We start from the raw sequence: 16,183 nt of genomic DNA on the forward strand, positions 1-16,183 counted from the left end.
ATTACAGTCGCGAAAGGCAACTAGCCCCAAAGAATGGAGTTGTATGCATCATGGCTTTAGACGGACTCGTCCTTCATGCAATTGTTCACGAGCTTCAAATGTATGTAGGAGGCCGAATTAATAAAATTCATCAACCGAGTGAAAATGATATTGTCCTGCAAATTCGCACTCAAAGGCAGAACGTGAAACTGCTGCTTTCTGCTAACCCTACTTATCCACGGGTTCAAACAACAGAACAAGTATCTATTAATCCAATGGATGCTCCCATGTTCTGTATGCTGCTTCGCAAATATTGCGAGAGCGGGGTCATTGAGGCCGTAGAGCAGATTGGCATGGAACGGGTCATTCGTTTCCAAATTCGTCATCGTGACGAACTAGGTGATGTCTCCCTCAAGTATATTATTGTGGAAATCATGGGACGCCATAGCAATATCATTCTCCTCGACCCTGAAACAGACACGATACTCGATGGTATTCATCATGTTACACCAGCCATTAGCTCTTATCGTGTTGTCATGCCAGGCAGCAAGTATGTGGCACCACCGGAGCAGGACAAGCAAAATCCACTAGAAGTGGATGCTGAAGCTTTCGTACAAACGCTAGCGAATACGCAATCGCACGAGGAAGGCGCAGTGCCAATCCAACCCGAGCAGCAATTAGTTGCAGCATTCAGCGGACTTAGTCCCTTGATTGCCAAAGAAATTGTGTATCGAAGCAAGCAACGAAACGAGGCAGCAGACACTGTCTCACTATGGCAATCATTCAGCGAAATCATGACGGCCACACGCGAGAATCGCTACGAACCGGTTATTGTAGAGCAAGAATCGACCGGCAAGCTGAGCTTTGCGATGACGCCGCTCACGCATATCGCAGGTACGACGAAATCGTATCCAACGCCAAGTGCGTGTTTGGAACAATTTTATGGCGACAAGGCCGAACGAGATACGGTTAAACAGCGTGTATCTGACCTATTGAAGTTTTTACAGAATGAAGTCAATAAAAATATTAAAAAACTGGAAAAACTCCAGGATACGATCGAAGACTCCAAAGATGCGGATAAATTTCGAATCCTAGGCGAGCTATTAACCGCTTCGCTTCATACGATAAAAAAGGGTGACAAATCCGTACAAGCCATCAATTACTATGAGGAAGATCAGGCGATGATCACCATCACCCTTGACCCGCTCCTTGGACCTGCGGAGAACGCACAGCGCTATTTTAAAAAATATACGAAATTGAAAAACAGCACGGCTATCGTAGAGGAACAAATCACCCAAACACATCAAGAAATTACCTACCTCACCACTCTGCTCCAACAATTGAGTGTCGCCTCATTGCCGGATATAGAAGAAATTCGCGATGAACTTATGGAGCAAGGCTATGTGCGTGACCGCAATAAGAAGCAGCGCAAGAAAAAGAAAAAAGACAAGCCCGCTTTAGCCTGCTACGAATCGAGCGAGGGCGTGCCTATCTATGTGGGGAAAAATAATACGCAGAACGAATATCTGACGAACCGCCTGGCATCATCCATGGATACCTGGCTGCACACGAAGGATATACCTGGCTCTCACGTCGTAATACGCGGCGAATTCAGCGACACAACCTTGCTTGAAGCAGCGCAGCTAGCTGCCTACTTCAGTCAAGCCAAAAACTCCAGTCAAGTTCCTGTTGATTACACAACGATCAAGCATGTCCATAAGCCAAACGGCTCGAAGCCCGGCTTTGTCATTTATGTGAACCAGAAAACTCTGTATGTAACGCCGGAAGAGGAAGAGATCAAGCAATTGAAAGTGACGATTAAATAGACATGCCAAAAAAACCTATCGGGATTCTACATCTCGATAGGTTTTTCATGTATATGACTGTGACTAATCCCATTGCTTAACTAATGAAAGTAGATAGGCCTTAACTTGCTCTTGCAGATCCGGACGCTGTAACGCGAGTTCAATCGTCGCTTCAATATACCCCAGCTTGTCCCCCACATCATACCGCTTCGCTTGCATGAGATATGCTGCCATCTGCTGCTCTTTATTCAATACACGCAAAGCGTCTGTTAATTGAATTTCACCGCCGCGACCTGGCTCTTGCTTCTCAAGGATGCCAAAAATTTCAGGCATAATGATATAACGGCCGATTACCGCTAAATTCGATGGTGCTTGATCACGATCCGGTTTCTCTACCAGATCCTCAATCAAGCGATAATTCGCGCGGCTCGTCGCTGGAGAGATAATACCGTACTTACTAACATCCGCCCAAGGCACCTCTTGAACCGCAATGACGGAGGTTTCTGTTTGCTCATAAATATCCATCATCTGTTTAAGCCCTGGCGGAGTAGATTGAAGAATATCATCGCCTAGCAGAACGGCGAACGGCTCATCCCCGATAAATTTACGCGCACAAAGAATAGCATGGCCTAAGCCAAGCGGCTGCTTCTGACGAATGTAATGTACATCGGCCAGATTGGATACCGACTTCACAATCTCCAGCAGTTGAGTGCTCCCTTTTTCTTCAAGCATCATCTCGAGCTCGACGGACTTGTCAAAATGATCTTCGATTGCACGCTTGTTACGCCCGGTGACAATAATAATATCCTCAATGCCGGACTCAATCGCTTCTTCCACAATATATTGAATCGCTGGTTTATCCACAATAGGCAGCATTTCCTTGGGCTGCGCTTTGGTTGCAGGCAAGAAACGAGTCCCTAGTCCTGCTGCTGGAATAATAGCTTTGCGAATTTTCTTCATGAACGTTCCCCCTTCGAAGATTGTAAACGCTCCACGACATCCATTCCAATGCGTTTGGAACCGATTGCTGCATGGAAAGCAATACCGCCGCGCACACCATGGAAATCGGATCCCGCGGTCATCAGCAGCCCCGTGCGCTCAGCGAGGAGCTTATATCTTTCCTCATCTGCGGGTGAATGATCAGCATGATACACTTCAATACCGTCTATTCCCTGCGTAGTAATGGCCTCAACCAGAGCGTCATCCTGATAGAGGCCAGGGTGTGCAAGCACCGCAGATCCTCCAGCATCATGAATCCACGCAATCGCCGTTGCAGGCTCTATCCGAGGTGGATTGGCATACGCAGCAGCTCCTGTAGCCAAATAGCGATCAAAAGCTTCCGTAATCGTACTGACATAGCCTTTATTCAAAAGCACAGCAGCAATATGTGGTCGCCCTACCGTGTCCCCTTTGCGCTTCACATTTGCTACTTCTTTCAAGACTTCATCCATCGTAATTTCGATGCCCAACTCCTGTAACCGCGCAATAATCATCTCATTACGAATATCCCTCGTATCTCGTAAAGAGGACAATCTCTGTAAAAATCGTTCATCCTCAATATTCATGTAATAACCGAGAATATGAATATCTTGGCCATTCGCAACCGTTGAGATTTCTACGCCAGGGACAACGACAATGCCCAGTTCCATGCCTGCCTCTAGCGCTTCCGCAACGCCCGAAATGGTATCATGATCCGTAATCGCGATTGCACCTAGCCCTGCGTCTAGAGCCATTTGAATGTTCGCTCTAGGCGATTGCGTCCCATCTGAAGCCGTTGTATGTGAATGTAAGTCTGCTTCCCTTCGATTCTCCATGATATCCCCCACTGTTATAGAAACCGACTTAAATCTTCTTGCCGCAAAAAGGTCATGAAGCTTACTGCTGAAATAGGCAGCAAAGTCGAGTTTAGATAGATCGCATAAAAGCTGCGCTCAAATGTAATATTCTCGATTTTCTTCACCTTAAAGAGTCCTAGCGTTACTTCATGCTTAACCGATGATTGCGATAAAATGGATATACCCAACCCCGCTTCAACAGCGGATTTAATTGCTCCCGTGCTTCCTAGCTCCATGACAATCTTCATCGTGGAACAATCCATGTTGCATCGCGCGAACTCTTCCTCCATAACCCTTCTCGTACCAGAGCCTTGTTCGCGCAAAACGAAAGGATACTTCAACAACTCCTCCAGGGTAACCACCGGGACATCCGCCAGTGGATGATCCGAAGGAACAATGAGTTTCAGTTCGTCGCTTAGAATCGGTTCTGTATGGACATCTGGATGATGGATCGGTGCCTCAACAAGACCGAAATTGAGTTGGTGACTAAGCACCTCATCCAAGATCTGCGCCGTGTTCATCACTTTCATCGAGACGGAAATGTTCGGATAATCCTTGCTGAATGGGCCTAGGAGGCGAGGCAGTATATATTCCCCCATCGTCAAACTAGCTCCTAATTGAAGCCGTCCTTCAATCATCATTGTAAATTTGGACATTGCGACGTCCGTGTCACGAATCAGCTCAATGCTATTTTTGGCGAAAGGCAGCAGTGCTCGTCCCGCCTCGGACAATTCAATCTTCTTCGTGCTGCGATGAAAGAGCTTTACGCCGAAGTAATCCTCAAGAGACTGTACCTGCATGGTTACTGCAGGCTGGGTCATATGTAACGCACCGGCGGCATGTGAGAAACTGCCTTTTTCCGCTACGGTATAGAAAATATGTAATTGATGAAAGTTAAGTGCCATGATATACCGCCTCTCTTAGCTCCATTATATGAAATCGAACCCGTGCAGTCCATCAAGAACGCCAAAAAAGAGTATGTCCATCCAGACATACTCTGATCAATTCCATGATTAGCGACGTTTGCGACTATTCTTAATCAATGTCATACGACGAGAGTGCCTCAACCAGGAATAGTATGATTTTAAATCACGCAGCTCCATGGTCTCTGACATTTTTCCTAGAAAGGTAACGATAATCATTTTGTGTAAAGGATTGCCAACAAGATCTGTCTCGTGCTCCAGATGCGAGAATTCCGCCACAACTACTAAATCATCATCAATTAGATATACGTCTTCTTCATTCCGATAATAAGGCACCATGCTATCATTTTTAAGCTTCTCCCAAAGAAAAGCGCAAATTTCCTCTAGTGAATTGTTATCACTTGAAATGCGATCACTCCATCTTAGTTTAGCATGATTCGTGATCACGATATCCGCTACTTTCTTATCGCCCAGCTGTACGAAGAATGGTTCGTAAGTACTCCATCGCCCCATCACCTTATCTTTCATGATCACATCCCCTTTCCTAGTTCAAATGGGACCCAATACCTACTCCCAGAAGCTTTGTAAGTTATATTTTACTACATTATAACTTTTTTTCCCATGGAAGAATATATAAAATTATTAATAAGTATTTATGAAGTCAACAAACTATGCCTAATTTTCGGAAAATTGAGAAAACTTACTGAGATGACACACCGTCTTGAATGACAAGGGTTTCAAATGACCAAAAAAAAAGAAAAAAGCTTCTCGCGAAGCTTTCATTTTGCACTGCAGCCTCAAAGCGTGTAAAATCTAGTTTTGTCAGGCACGTCACTACTATATTCCGTTTTAATTTCATTACGGTATGATTTCTCTACCTTCTTCACGTAAGGCAGCTTGAGCAGGCTGCGTGTGGTTTCTTCCAATTTGCTCGCATGTATATAAAGAACTGCATAATTCATTTTCTTGGATATGTAATGAAGGGAACCGAACCGCTCCAAATTTCTGGCGGCTTTGATATCGTTCACCCAAATGATTAATCCGCTTCGCTCAATCATCATGATTGCAACCTCTTTTCAATAATCCTAGTATGGAGTGATCTCACAACATGAAGCCATCAGACACTATTGTCCGCGTGTCTCGCGGACATATAACGGAAAGCATACATCGCATCCACCTCGCTGTCGTGGACACCCGAGGAACGCTCCTGCACGGTGCAGGCGATCCACAGTTACTCACCTTCGCCCGTTCAACGGCGAAGCTGATTCAAGCGCTGCCGGTCATTGAATCCGGCGCCGCTGATCATTTCGGCCTGACCGAGGCCGAAATTGCCCTAATCTGTGCTTCCCACAATGGGGAAGCTGAGCACGTGGACACTGCCCGAGGCATACTGGGCAAGCTCGGTTATCATGCCAAGCACCTGCAATGCGGTGCGCACGAACCGTACCACGCAGCAACTGCACAGGCGATGCGCGAACGGGGAGAATCCCCGTCAACCTTGCATAACAATTGCTCGGGCAAACATTCGGGTATGCTATCCCTTAACAGCCATCTGGGTGCTTCACCAGATACGTACATGAGTCCAGAGCATCCTGTTCAAGTCCTAATGTTAGATGCTGTGAGCGCAATGTCAGATGTGCCGAAGGAGCAGATCGAACTAGGTATTGACGGCTGCGGCGTCCCCGTATTCGGCATGCCAATCAACCGTCTCGCCCTTGCTTTTGCCCGTTTGGGCAGCCCTGATGGGCTATCTGCCGAGCGTGCAAACGCTTGCCAGAGAATTGTCGAGGCTGTGCGAAAATATCCTCAATTCCTCGCAGGAAGCGACCGCTTCGATACGCGATTAATCGAGGTAACCAAAGGACGAATCATTGGTAAAATGGGCGCCGAAGGCATCTTCGCTCTCTCCATACCAGAGCTGGCAATCGGCATCGTCTTAAAAGTGGAAGACGGGAATATTCGTGCTCTGTATCCCGCGGTTGTCGAGGCGCTTAAGCAGCTTCAATATCTCTCCGAAGCCGAAGTCAGCGAGCTCGCGACATTCCATACGCCGGCTGTGCACAATTGGCAAGGAACCGAGGTCGGACGAATCCGACCTGATTTCCGCCTGTAGACCAGTTTTAACCGCAATTCCCGCTGCAGCTTCCACCGGAGCTGCAGCCTTTTCCCGTTGGTAACGGGTTGTTACTTGGAACTTTAATCGAATCCGATACAGCATGAGCGATCGTCGTGGAAACTGTAAACAACAAGTCGTCCAAACGATCTTCAGCTTCTTTATATTTACGAACAGCTTCCACTGCAAGCAGCTTCTCCTGCACGTCATTCACAGCGGCTAATGCATCGTGATAACTAGGGTGGTAATGACCAAAACGCTCGCATTCCTCAAAAGCATCTTTCTTTCTAGCAAAAACAGCTTGCAAATCTTTAACTTCCTTGCTGTTCTCAACCGCGGTCTTCCAATATAAATAATCTGCAACTTCCGCAGAAGAATTAATCATATCCCCCATATCGTAGGCCTGCATAAGGATAGCCGACATATCGAGTGTTTCTGTTTCCATTGTTTGTAACATTACGACAACCCCATCCTTCCTCGCGAAAAAGTCTATAACACTTCTATCATATCACAGTTCGCCAAGAGTTTCTTCCTTTTCTCTCACACCCCCATCGTTGATTCCTGGCAATATAAGCTTCATCTCGTTCCAATCCTCGCTGGCCCAAGCAATCTCCTGATATTCTTCCCAACCTTCTAGAATCCAACCTGTCCGATCTTCTCGCAACATACGGGGGATGATGAAGCAATCGCGCCCCTCTTTTCTCAACTGCAGCACACTCTTCCATTCGATGGCTTTACGTATCATATCCTTCCGTGTAGAAGCATGATAGTCGCGAAGCTCCTTAATCCAGCTGACGGGGATCTCCTGTATATCTGGATAGTATTCCTCCCGCTGGGGCAAATAAGGATCAATTTCATATAATTGAATCGTATCTCGCGAGTAGCAAAGGCCTACGGCAGGCTCCGACAAGGAGGGAAACACCTCTTCCTTTTCCACAGACATATTGGAAATTTGATTCGGATGAAAGCCCATCGCTTCCAAACACTTGGTCACATCTTTTACATGCTCACGTGAAATAATAAAATGGGAGTCGCCAATCCGCTCACCGAGCAACATACGGCACTTTTCATTCCGAATCAGTGCTTCCGCCACTTCCACAGATTGACAGCGAAGCAGCGTAACCTCTTGCATATAGAGCTTGTCCTTTTGCTCTTCCCACTGTTCTAAAGTAATGATCACTTGTTCAGGAATTCCGTAGTAAGAATTGTCTTTCAATAGTTGAATCACATCAGCGCTCTTCAGTCCATGGTCTAAGGCCCGTTGAAAGCTCTCCTTGGTCAAACGATAGGTACGTACAACATCGGAGTTCAGGAGGTCACTGAACGACGCAATACGCCATTCCAGGTAAAGGGAGACATCCGGAGGCAGAAGCACTTCGAAATCGGGCTGAACGTAGAGCGTTGGGGTCGGCTTGCTCTTGCGTGACGGCTCTCTGTCTAAGTCTTGATTGGCATCGGCAATGTGTTGCGGGTTGACGTGCCATTTGAACCAAAGATCTTCTTCCTGATCTTGCGCTAATTCAATAAAACGAAAAGAGGCCAATGGCTTCATCCAAACCGTTAGTAAATCCTCTTGTAGTGAAGCCTCGTCCATCGTTTTTCGGAAGATTGAACAACAAGCCAAAATGGCTTGGGTTAGTTCATTCAAACTATACCATTGCTGCGAAGTGCACCTCTCCATGAAGGCAATTCCATGCTCTAACCAAACTGGTGCAGGAATTAAGGCCTGCCGCCAAATGCGATACAACTGCAATTGCTGTTGTTCATATGCGCCTTGTAGCCACTCCTCAAAGTGCCGATGATGAATCAGGAAGCCGTTACCCAATTCATTTTTGTAAACAAAACCCATCTGCAACGCCATTTCCAACATCAACGCGGCAGGCTCGTCATAAACGTCTGTGAAGGCATACGTAAGTCCAGACATCGTAATTATTCTTTTGGGCAGGCTCACATGTTCACTAAGCTTGTGAATTAACTTCTTATGTAAGGTTCCTTTATTCGTAAGGGGAAGTGCAGGCTGCCGCGAACAACTGACCATGAAAAGAAACAATTGCTGAGCTAATCCTCTGGGATTTATTTGGCTTTCTCCTTCTTCTTCAATATCTCCCACATATTCGCCAATCCCCCCTGAACTTAGAGGTTCAAGTTGACCTTCTGACCCTTTAAAGGGATTTATCGGTGTAGGAAATAGAACCTGTTGCCACCCCGCAAAGGCATCCTCAGGTAACATAAGCAGTTGGTCTCCCCACGACTTACGAAAAGCGACAATGACCCCATATCGACGGAGTCCCCATAAACCTAAGCTTATTTGCGCGCCAGACATTTGAAGCACCGCTTCCTTTTCCAACCTCTCCTTTGTAAAAGGCAGACAGCCAAATGTCGACATCACAAGACGCAGCGTGCGCTTCTCATCTCCTGTGAGCTCCCTTGAGAGCTCGAGTAAATGAGCAGGTGGTGTCAATACCTCGCCTAATGTTGAATTAGATGTTGAAAATGTGGCGCACCACGGTTGTCTTACGATGACTTCCTTTAATGAGACCGGCATTTTCCTTTCCACGTGCTCATACTTCATTTTCCATGCCTACCTCCACGCTTAGCTCTTGATCCCAGCTTGAGATCTCATATTGATAGCCCTGTTCCACAAGAAATAACTGCCTCTTCATGGCAAAATCCTGTTCCTTAGTGTCTGTGCTTACGAGTGAATAGAAGACGGCGGTGTTTTCACCATTCCGTTTCGGCCGAAGGATACGACCGAGCCTCTGAGCTTCTTCCTGTCTCGAGCCATAACTTCCCGAAACTTGAATGGCAATCGCTGCATCTGGGAGATCAACAGCGAAGTTCGCTACTTTAGAGACAATGAGCAGCGGAAGTTGCCCCTTTTTGAATCGCTCATAGAGCTCCTCCCGCCGTTCATGAGGGATACTGCCACAGATCATAGGTGCACCAGTATGAACGGCAATCTGTTCGAGTTGATCAATATACTGACCGATAATTAGCGTCGGTTCATCTGGATGGAGCTTCAGCAAATGATCAATGACATCCAGCTTCGCTGTATTCTCCCCTGCAATTCGGAACTGGTGCCTAGCTTCAGAGGCAGAATAACGATCACGGTCCTGTATAGAAAGTGGTACGCGTACTTCTTGGCAGGTAACCTTCGCAAGCCATCCCATCGTTTCTAGTTGCTTCCACGCCATGTCATACTTCTTGGGCCCGACCAAAGAGAAGACATCACCTTCTAGGCCATCCTCTCTGATTAGGGTAGCTGTTAAGCCGAGTCTGCGTGTGGCTTGTATCTCAGCAGTCGCCCGAAAGACAGGCGCAGGCAGAAGGTGAACCTCATCATAAATAATGAGGCCCCACTCCCTTTCGCTAAATAGCCGCAAATGTGAGAAATCGGCTTCCTTGCTCCCGCGATGCGTTAGAATTTGATAGGTAGCTATGGTGATTGGTCTAATCTCTTTCGTCGTGCCATTATACTCACCGACTTGATCGCTAGTCAGCCCGGTTTTACTTAAAATTTCTCTTTTCCATTGCTTCACAGAAGTGACATTCGAGGTAAGGATGAGTGTAGCACAGCTTGCTTTCGCCATTGCCGCAATCCCGACCACCGTTTTTCCCGCTCCGCAAGGAAGTACTAGAACACCACTCCCACCGTGACCTACCTGCTGAAAAGCGTCTACGGCTTGCTTTTGATAATCACGCAGCTGGAATGGCTCATCCATCTGATCTTCATCTCGCCAAGGAATCTTCAGAAATTCGCCGCTGCGGTATGAGGCCAAATCCTCTACCGGATAGCCGAGTTTCATCAGTTCTTGCTTCAGAATCCCCCGATAGCTCGGTGAAATAGCAATAGCCCGTTCACCCCGGGTATCCTGGAGATATTTCTGCAAAGAATCATAGGCACATATTTCTTTGAAAACAACAGTATCCTCGCTGACTAAGAAGAGTTCCTTCCCCACATGCAGCATGCGCAAAATGCCGTACCGCTTTGTATATTTACGAATCGTGCTAAGAACAGATGAGGGTACGCCGAATTTGGCATACTGTTGCAAGCAGGTTGTCATCTCTTCCAACCCCATTCCCGCTGCAGCTGCATTCCATAACGATAACGGTGTAACCCGATAAGTGTGAAGATGCTCAGGGCTTTTCACGAGATCAGCAAAGCGAGCCAGCTTACTCTGGAGCTTTTCAAATTCAGGATGATTCGTTTCCAGGAGGATTGATAAATCACTCTGTACGATCAGAGGTCTTGAAGGATCCATAGTCATCGCGTATTCCCTCCTTTTTCCTTAGTATGAAGGTAAGTCACTAGATTTAAACATGAGCCCCATGTTCTATCCGCTATCTGCCGTGACGACAGAAACACAAAAAGGGCAGCTAGCGAATTTACCGCTAACTACCCGAATGTTATATGACATATGCAATTATGCTAAACATCGATGTGTACAACTACTCCACACGAACCGCTTGCGCTTGGGCAAGTAAACACAATTCAGCCGCTTTGAACGTGTGCGCTTGTGTCATTGCATTTTCCGTACGATGTATGCAGTCCAAAATCAACTGACCAAAGAATGGAAAGCCTACTTGTCCATGCAGACTGTAGTGCTTTTCTCCTTGTTGGTTAACCAGATACAGCTGATCCCCTTGCGGATCACGAGCAATATCAATATATTTACGCATTTCGATGTATCCCTCAGTACCTAGGATCAACGTACGACCATCTCCCCATGTCCCTAAGCCATTAGGTGTCAGCCAGTCTACACGGAAATAGTTTGTAGCCCCATTGTCTCCAATAAGCGTCGCATCGCCGAAATCCTCAAGCTCTGGATAATCCTTCGCGTGATAATTCGCAACCTTACTGCTAACCACTTTCGCATCCTTACAGCCTGTATAGAAGAGGAACTGCTCGATTTGATGGCTGCCGATATCAGTTAGAATACCGCCGTACTTATCCTTCTCGAAAAACCAATCTGGACGGCTTGGTGCATTCAAGCGGTGAGGTCCAAGACCAATGACTTGAACAACGCGCCCAATTGCGCCCTCTTCAATCAATTGACCCGCGAAAACAGCACTTTCCACGTGCAGTCGCTCACTGTAATACACGGCATATTTACGCCCTGTAGCTTCAACAACAGCTTTCGCGTCTGCAAGCTGATCCAGCGAAGTGAAAGGTGTTTTATCTGTAAAATAGTCCTTGCCATGCTCCATCGCGCGAATGCCTAAAGGACCACGTTCAGAAGGAACTGCTGCCGCAGCGATCAGCTTCACTTCAGGATCGTGAAAGATTTCCTCTTCAGACGCTGCTGCCTGAGCCTGAGGAAACTTGGCCACAAATGCAGCAACTTTAGCTGGGTCTTGGTCATACACCCATTTTAGCTCTGCTCCTGCTTCTAGAAGTCCGTTAGTCATACCATAGATATGGCCATGATCCAACGCGACAACCGCGAAAGTAAACTCCCCTTTTTGAACAACAAGGTTCGGCTTCCCTTTTGGTGCATAATTCATGCCATCATTCTTTTGCATTTTGAATTTCCCCCGTGAGATTAGACGTCAAGTGTTTTAAAGGAGCCAGACTCTTTATTGTTTTTGGAATTTTTGATTCGATCTTGTAGATGCTGTTCAAAAAGATCTTCATCGATCGGCAAATCAACCCAGTTATCTGTGAACGTTGATAGCATGATGGCATTGGAAATCATCAAGCCTTTAATGCCTTCTGCCCCTGGAGCAATCAATGGTGTTCCATGAAGAATCGCATCAACAAAGTTCTGTGTAATGCCCATGTGACCCGTTTCTTTGCCCTCAACCGGAATTTCACATTTCCAGCACTCTGGTGAACCAAATCCACCTTTGTACGTTTCGTTAAATTCTCTTTCGGAAACACGTAAACGCCAGAACGTCAATTTCCCGTCTTCAATGACGATTTTACCGCGGTCACCTGACAATTCGAAACGGTTAGTCCCTGGAGCTTCGCCTGTCGTGGTCACGAACAGTCCTGTAGCACCATTTTCATATTCAACAAAAGCAGTTACATCATCTTCAACTTCGATATTGCGGTGTTTTCCGAAATAACAGAAAGCGCGAACGCGTTTCGGCATCATGTCAATCGTCCACTGCCAAAGGTCTAATTGATGCGGATCCTGATTAATCAGTACGCCGCCGCCTTCACCAGCCCATGTTGCACGCCAGCCGCCTGAATCGTAATAGCTCTGTGATCTATACCAGTTGGTAATAATCCAGTTCGTTCTGCGAATTTCACCAAGCTCGCCAGAAGAAACCAAATCTTTTAGTTTTGTATATAGAGGATTTGTACGTTGGTTATACATCATACTGAAAACTTTACCTGAAGCTTCAGCAGCTTCGTTCATTTGACGAACTTGTTTCGTATACACACCCGCTGGCTTCTCACAAATAACGTGTAAGCCTGCTTGGAAAGCGCGCACAGCTGTTTCAGGGTGATCATAGTGAGGCGTTGCGATCAAAACACCATCAATCAAGCCGGAAGCTAGAAAATCGTCAAGATTGTCAAATAATTGAACACCTTCACCTAGATTCTCCTTCGCCCACTGTAGACGGTCTGCTCGTGGTTCACAAATAGCGGTAAGTACGCCGCCCTTCACTTCATTTTTCACCAAATATTTGGCATGTCCAGTTCCCATGTTCCCCAGACCAACGATACCAATCCTTACTTTTTCCACTGTACGTCACCTTTTTCTTGTCAGATTCACAATTAATAAGCACGTTTTCACTTTAGCATATTTAGCGAGAGGCATCTTGTCGCAGATTGACTACCTTATTGCGAACTTTGACAGTTAGATGCACTAGGCGCAATTTTACTGTTCGGAAGCGGGTAGTTGAATGTTAACCGAGGTTCCCACGCCAAGCTTACTCTGATACGAAATAAGACCATGATGTTCCTCAATAATCGTAAAACTCACCATCATCCCGAGGCCTGTCCCTTTTTCCTTCGTCGTATAGAAGGGCTCGCCAATTCGCGGCAGTCGATCCTCCGAAATACCTTGGCCCTGATCGACGAAATTTAATATGACGTCATTTCCTTGCTTTTGTGAGGTAATCGTCAAAATACCGCCTAAAGGCATTGCTTCAATTGCATTTTTGATGACATTCACAAATACTTGCTTAATTTGATTCCTCTCACAATTAACTGTCGGCAGAGTTGAATCTCCACTCAAAATAATTTCCACATTATTCATAATGGCTTCTGTATTTAATAATTGAATCACTTCTTCCAGAATGAGGAATGGATCATGGGGCATGTAGGCCACCGCTTGCGGCTTTGCAAGAATTAAGAGCTCCCCTAGTATCAACTCAATGCGATTAAACTCTTCTTGCATAATATGATAATACCGCATCTTACTCTCTTCACTTGCATGACACATCAGTTTCACAAAGCCCTTAAGCGCTGTTAGTGGATTACGAATCTCATGCGCGATGCCAGCCGCCAGTTGACCAGCAACATGCAGCTTTTCTGTTTTACGGAGAAGCTCCTCGGTTTGCTTCTGAAGCGTAATATCCTGTACCGTTCCGAATAAATACAGCGCTCTCCCCCACTCGTCGTATGTCGTTCTTGCTAACGTGTGTAGAATGCGCACTTCCTCACGTACCACAACCCGATAAACGAGATCCAACGATCCTTGTAATAACGCATTTTTAATTGCTGCCTTTGAGTTTGACTGGTCATCAGGATGTATGCTGTCAATGAGAGTTTCCATAGGCATTTGTTTAACCGCATTATGACAACCAAATAACGCCGTCAATTCGTCTGATAAATACACTACATTATGGATGACGTCCCACTCATAATGCCCTAAGCCTGCAATTTCTTGCGCAATCTCCAATTTCGCTTTGCTTTGGATGAGCTCATTTTCGATTTGTTTGTGCGTTGTAATATCATGAATCAGTCCACGAACTGCTATTCGGCCACCATCCAAGATCACCCGCTCAATTTGAGAACGTAGATGTCGGACTTCCCCATCTTGACGTGTAATTCTATATTCGGTATCTGACACACCACTTAGGACGGCTTGTTTCGTAGCAAGCCATACCTTCTCACGGTCATCCAGCTGGATAAGCTCAATCGCTTTACTCAAATCAATCCGTACAGCCGGTTGAAGACCATGGATGCGAAACATTTCGTCCGACCACAAAATCGTATCCTCTTCCAGATCTCGTTCAAAGCTGCCGAATTGTCCTAACCGCTGAGCTTGTAAGAAACGTTCTTCACCAATCTTTCGTTCGGAGATATCTCGCCAAATGCCAAGGTTCTGAGTGCGTTTCCCCTTTTCATCCAGCAACCACTTGGAATTGTTTTCAAACCATACATACCAACCCTTCTTATGAAGGAATCGACAGGATATGGTCCCTTGATCACTCGACATTTCTTTATCTTCTGTCATAAAAACCTTCTTCAACCCATCAAGATCCTCCGGATGGCAGAAAGACAGCATATTGGCCCCATACATATCCTCGAGTTCATAACCTAGCAAACCTTTTATCGAAATGGAAACATAAAGCAGAGTGCCGTCAGTGGCAGTCAACGTTATAAGATCTTGCACATAGTCTGTATATTTTTGATACAGATTATTTTCAATGGCTTCATGATTTTCAAGCATTTCAGTTTTTCGAATGATAACATGTAAGTTGTCACCCACAGGATACGCATTCACATGAATCCATTGATTGGAGAGTTTTACATATTCCTTAAAGACGACTTCCTCTCCTGATCTGCGGGCTTGATGAAAATGGCTATACGTGGCGTGCCTAATTACAGCAGGAAACTCTGTCCACGCCATTTTACCTATAAGATCCTCAGGCGATCGATTTAAAACGCTAGCGCCATACTGATTTGCGTATATATAATGCCAATTTGAATCTAGTATGATAAATCCTATGGAAGCGTTTTCTTCGAGCGTGTTCATCTTTAGTATACGTTCCCCCTTCACCCTTTTACGTCTATTATTATCGCTTACCCAGACGTAACTCGTAAAGAAGGAAAAAAGCAGCCTCACTCAGAAAGAGGAAGGCTGCTTGCGAAATAATTATTCTTTCTTAATGACTACCAACGAGTGTACGTTCTTGAGAGATTCGGCTTAGCGCTTCGCCAGCCTCGTCTTCAAAGCTGCCACGAACAGCCAAATCCCCAATGGCCACGATGCCAATCAGCTCACCGTGCTCGACAACTGGCAACCGCCTAATTTGATGCTGCGCCATGATTTTCGCAGCTTCATCTACGGATGTTTGAGGGTCAACAGTAATCATATTTTTGGTCATTACTGTTTCCACAGCCGTCGAACCTGAATGCTTCTCCGCATATCCTCGAACAACAAGGTCCCGGTCCGTCACTCCGCCTATAAACTGCTTTCCATCGAGAACAGCAACAAATCCAATATCGTGCTGCTTCATTTTCAAAGCAATCTCGAAAACATTATCCAACAGGGTAACCGTCACGCAATCCTTGCTCATAATGTCCTTTACTTTCTTGTCAGGCAATTTCATCATCCTCCTTGGTAT

Annotated in this window: 14 protein-coding genes; 2 read left to right on the plus strand and 12 right to left on the minus strand. The window is 46.0% G+C overall.

The window, feature by feature from the left end; genetic code table 11:
- Window positions 1-50: 50 nt before the first annotated feature.
- Window positions 51-1,805, plus strand: coding sequence for an Rqc2 family fibronectin-binding protein (locus AC58QM_RS19345; RefSeq protein ID WP_497286501.1), 1,755 nt, complete (start codon window positions 51-53; stop codon window positions 1,803-1,805).
- A 63-nt stretch (window positions 1,806-1,868) separates the two neighbouring features.
- Here AC58QM_RS19345 and galU read toward each other — a convergent pair whose 3' ends face one another.
- The 5 genes from galU to AC58QM_RS19370 all read right to left on the minus strand — a co-directional run bounded on the left by galU (window position 1,869) and on the right by AC58QM_RS19370 (window position 5,603).
- The gene (galU, locus tag AC58QM_RS19350; protein WP_497286502.1) at window positions 1,869-2,744 is read right to left on the minus strand and encodes a UTP--glucose-1-phosphate uridylyltransferase GalU; all 876 of its coding nucleotides are present in this window, start codon (window positions 2,742-2,744) and stop codon (window positions 1,869-1,871) included.
- A complete protein-coding gene (locus AC58QM_RS19355) occupies window positions 2,741-3,598 on the minus strand; it encodes a PHP domain-containing protein (RefSeq protein ID WP_497286503.1) in 858 nt (285 codons plus the stop codon). Before AC58QM_RS19355 ends, galU begins: the two co-directional genes overlap by 4 nt.
- A gap of 14 nt (window positions 3,599-3,612) precedes the next feature.
- Window positions 3,613-4,524: a selenium metabolism-associated LysR family transcriptional regulator gene (locus AC58QM_RS19360; RefSeq protein WP_497286504.1), complete on the minus strand. Its 912-nt coding sequence runs from the start codon at window positions 4,522-4,524 to the stop codon at window positions 3,613-3,615.
- A gap of 108 nt (window positions 4,525-4,632) precedes the next feature.
- A complete protein-coding gene (locus AC58QM_RS19365; RefSeq protein ID WP_056612399.1) occupies window positions 4,633-5,070 on the minus strand; it encodes a hypothetical protein in 438 nt (145 codons plus the stop codon).
- Between the two features lie 269 nt (window positions 5,071-5,339).
- Window positions 5,340-5,603, minus strand: coding sequence for a YlbG family protein (locus tag AC58QM_RS19370; protein ID WP_056612401.1), 264 nt, complete (start codon window positions 5,601-5,603; stop codon window positions 5,340-5,342).
- A gap of 47 nt (window positions 5,604-5,650) precedes the next feature.
- Here AC58QM_RS19370 and AC58QM_RS19375 point away from each other — a divergent pair, with 47 nt between their 5' ends.
- Window positions 5,651-6,655, plus strand: coding sequence for an asparaginase (locus AC58QM_RS19375; protein ID WP_497286505.1), 1,005 nt, complete (start codon window positions 5,651-5,653; stop codon window positions 6,653-6,655).
- Between the two features lie 7 nt (window positions 6,656-6,662).
- Here the strand turns inward: AC58QM_RS19375 and AC58QM_RS19380 are convergent, their stop codons facing one another.
- The 7 genes from AC58QM_RS19380 to AC58QM_RS19410 form a co-directional block, all read right to left on the minus strand.
- The gene (locus tag AC58QM_RS19380; protein WP_310227249.1) at window positions 6,663-7,112 is read right to left on the minus strand and encodes a YlbF/YmcA family competence regulator; all 450 of its coding nucleotides are present in this window, start codon (window positions 7,110-7,112) and stop codon (window positions 6,663-6,665) included.
- Between the two features lie 51 nt (window positions 7,113-7,163).
- Window positions 7,164-9,227 (minus strand): helicase-associated domain-containing protein, encoded by a 2,064-nt coding sequence (locus AC58QM_RS19385; protein ID WP_497286506.1) that lies wholly within the window; start codon window positions 9,225-9,227, stop codon window positions 7,164-7,166.
- A complete protein-coding gene (locus AC58QM_RS19390) occupies window positions 9,217-10,923 on the minus strand; it encodes a DNA repair helicase XPB (RefSeq protein ID WP_497286507.1) in 1,707 nt (568 codons plus the stop codon). Before AC58QM_RS19390 ends, AC58QM_RS19385 begins: the two co-directional genes overlap by 11 nt.
- A gap of 181 nt (window positions 10,924-11,104) precedes the next feature.
- The gene (locus tag AC58QM_RS19395) at window positions 11,105-12,178 is read right to left on the minus strand and encodes a Gfo/Idh/MocA family protein (RefSeq protein ID WP_497286508.1); all 1,074 of its coding nucleotides are present in this window, start codon (window positions 12,176-12,178) and stop codon (window positions 11,105-11,107) included.
- A gap of 20 nt (window positions 12,179-12,198) precedes the next feature.
- Entirely contained in the window at window positions 12,199-13,350 is a 1,152-nt protein-coding gene (locus AC58QM_RS19400) for a Gfo/Idh/MocA family protein (protein ID WP_497286509.1), read from the minus strand.
- Between the two features lie 135 nt (window positions 13,351-13,485).
- Window positions 13,486-15,591: a PAS domain S-box protein gene (locus tag AC58QM_RS19405; RefSeq protein WP_497286510.1), complete on the minus strand. Its 2,106-nt coding sequence runs from the start codon at window positions 15,589-15,591 to the stop codon at window positions 13,486-13,488.
- Window positions 15,592-15,721: 130 nt separating this feature from the next.
- Window positions 15,722-16,171 (minus strand): CBS domain-containing protein, encoded by a 450-nt coding sequence (locus AC58QM_RS19410; protein WP_497286511.1) that lies wholly within the window; start codon window positions 16,169-16,171, stop codon window positions 15,722-15,724.
- Between the last annotated feature and the right edge of the window lie 12 nt (window positions 16,172-16,183).

This window comes from Paenibacillus sp. J22P165 (genome assembly GCF_059692015.1).

Excerpts from the sequence above, each read along its gene's own strand:
- AC58QM_RS19345 (WP_497286501.1), top strand. The coding sequence starts at position 51 with ATGGCTTTAGACGGACTCGTCCTTCATGCAATTGTTCACGAGCTTCAA.
- galU (WP_497286502.1), bottom strand. The coding sequence starts at position 2,744 with ATGAAGAAAATTCGCAAAGCTATTATTCCAGCAGCAGGACTAGGGACT.
- AC58QM_RS19355 (WP_497286503.1), bottom strand. The coding sequence starts at position 3,598 with ATGGAGAATCGAAGGGAAGCAGACTTACATTCACATACAACGGCTTCA.
- AC58QM_RS19360 (WP_497286504.1), bottom strand. The coding sequence starts at position 4,524 with ATGGCACTTAACTTTCATCAATTACATATTTTCTATACCGTAGCGGAA.
- AC58QM_RS19365 (WP_056612399.1), bottom strand. The coding sequence starts at position 5,070 with ATGAAAGATAAGGTGATGGGGCGATGGAGTACTTACGAACCATTCTTC.
- AC58QM_RS19370 (WP_056612401.1), bottom strand. The coding sequence starts at position 5,603 with ATGATGATTGAGCGAAGCGGATTAATCATTTGGGTGAACGATATCAAA.
- AC58QM_RS19375 (WP_497286505.1), top strand. The coding sequence starts at position 5,651 with ATGAAGCCATCAGACACTATTGTCCGCGTGTCTCGCGGACATATAACG.
- AC58QM_RS19380 (WP_310227249.1), bottom strand. The coding sequence starts at position 7,112 with ATGTTACAAACAATGGAAACAGAAACACTCGATATGTCGGCTATCCTT.
- AC58QM_RS19385 (WP_497286506.1), bottom strand. The coding sequence starts at position 9,227 with ATGAAGTATGAGCACGTGGAAAGGAAAATGCCGGTCTCATTAAAGGAA.
- AC58QM_RS19390 (WP_497286507.1), bottom strand. The coding sequence starts at position 10,923 with ATGACTATGGATCCTTCAAGACCTCTGATCGTACAGAGTGATTTATCA.
- AC58QM_RS19395 (WP_497286508.1), bottom strand. The coding sequence starts at position 12,178 with ATGCAAAAGAATGATGGCATGAATTATGCACCAAAAGGGAAGCCGAAC.
- AC58QM_RS19405 (WP_497286510.1), bottom strand. The coding sequence starts at position 15,591 with ATGAACACGCTCGAAGAAAACGCTTCCATAGGATTTATCATACTAGAT.
- AC58QM_RS19410 (WP_497286511.1), bottom strand. The coding sequence starts at position 16,171 with ATGATGAAATTGCCTGACAAGAAAGTAAAGGACATTATGAGCAAGGAT.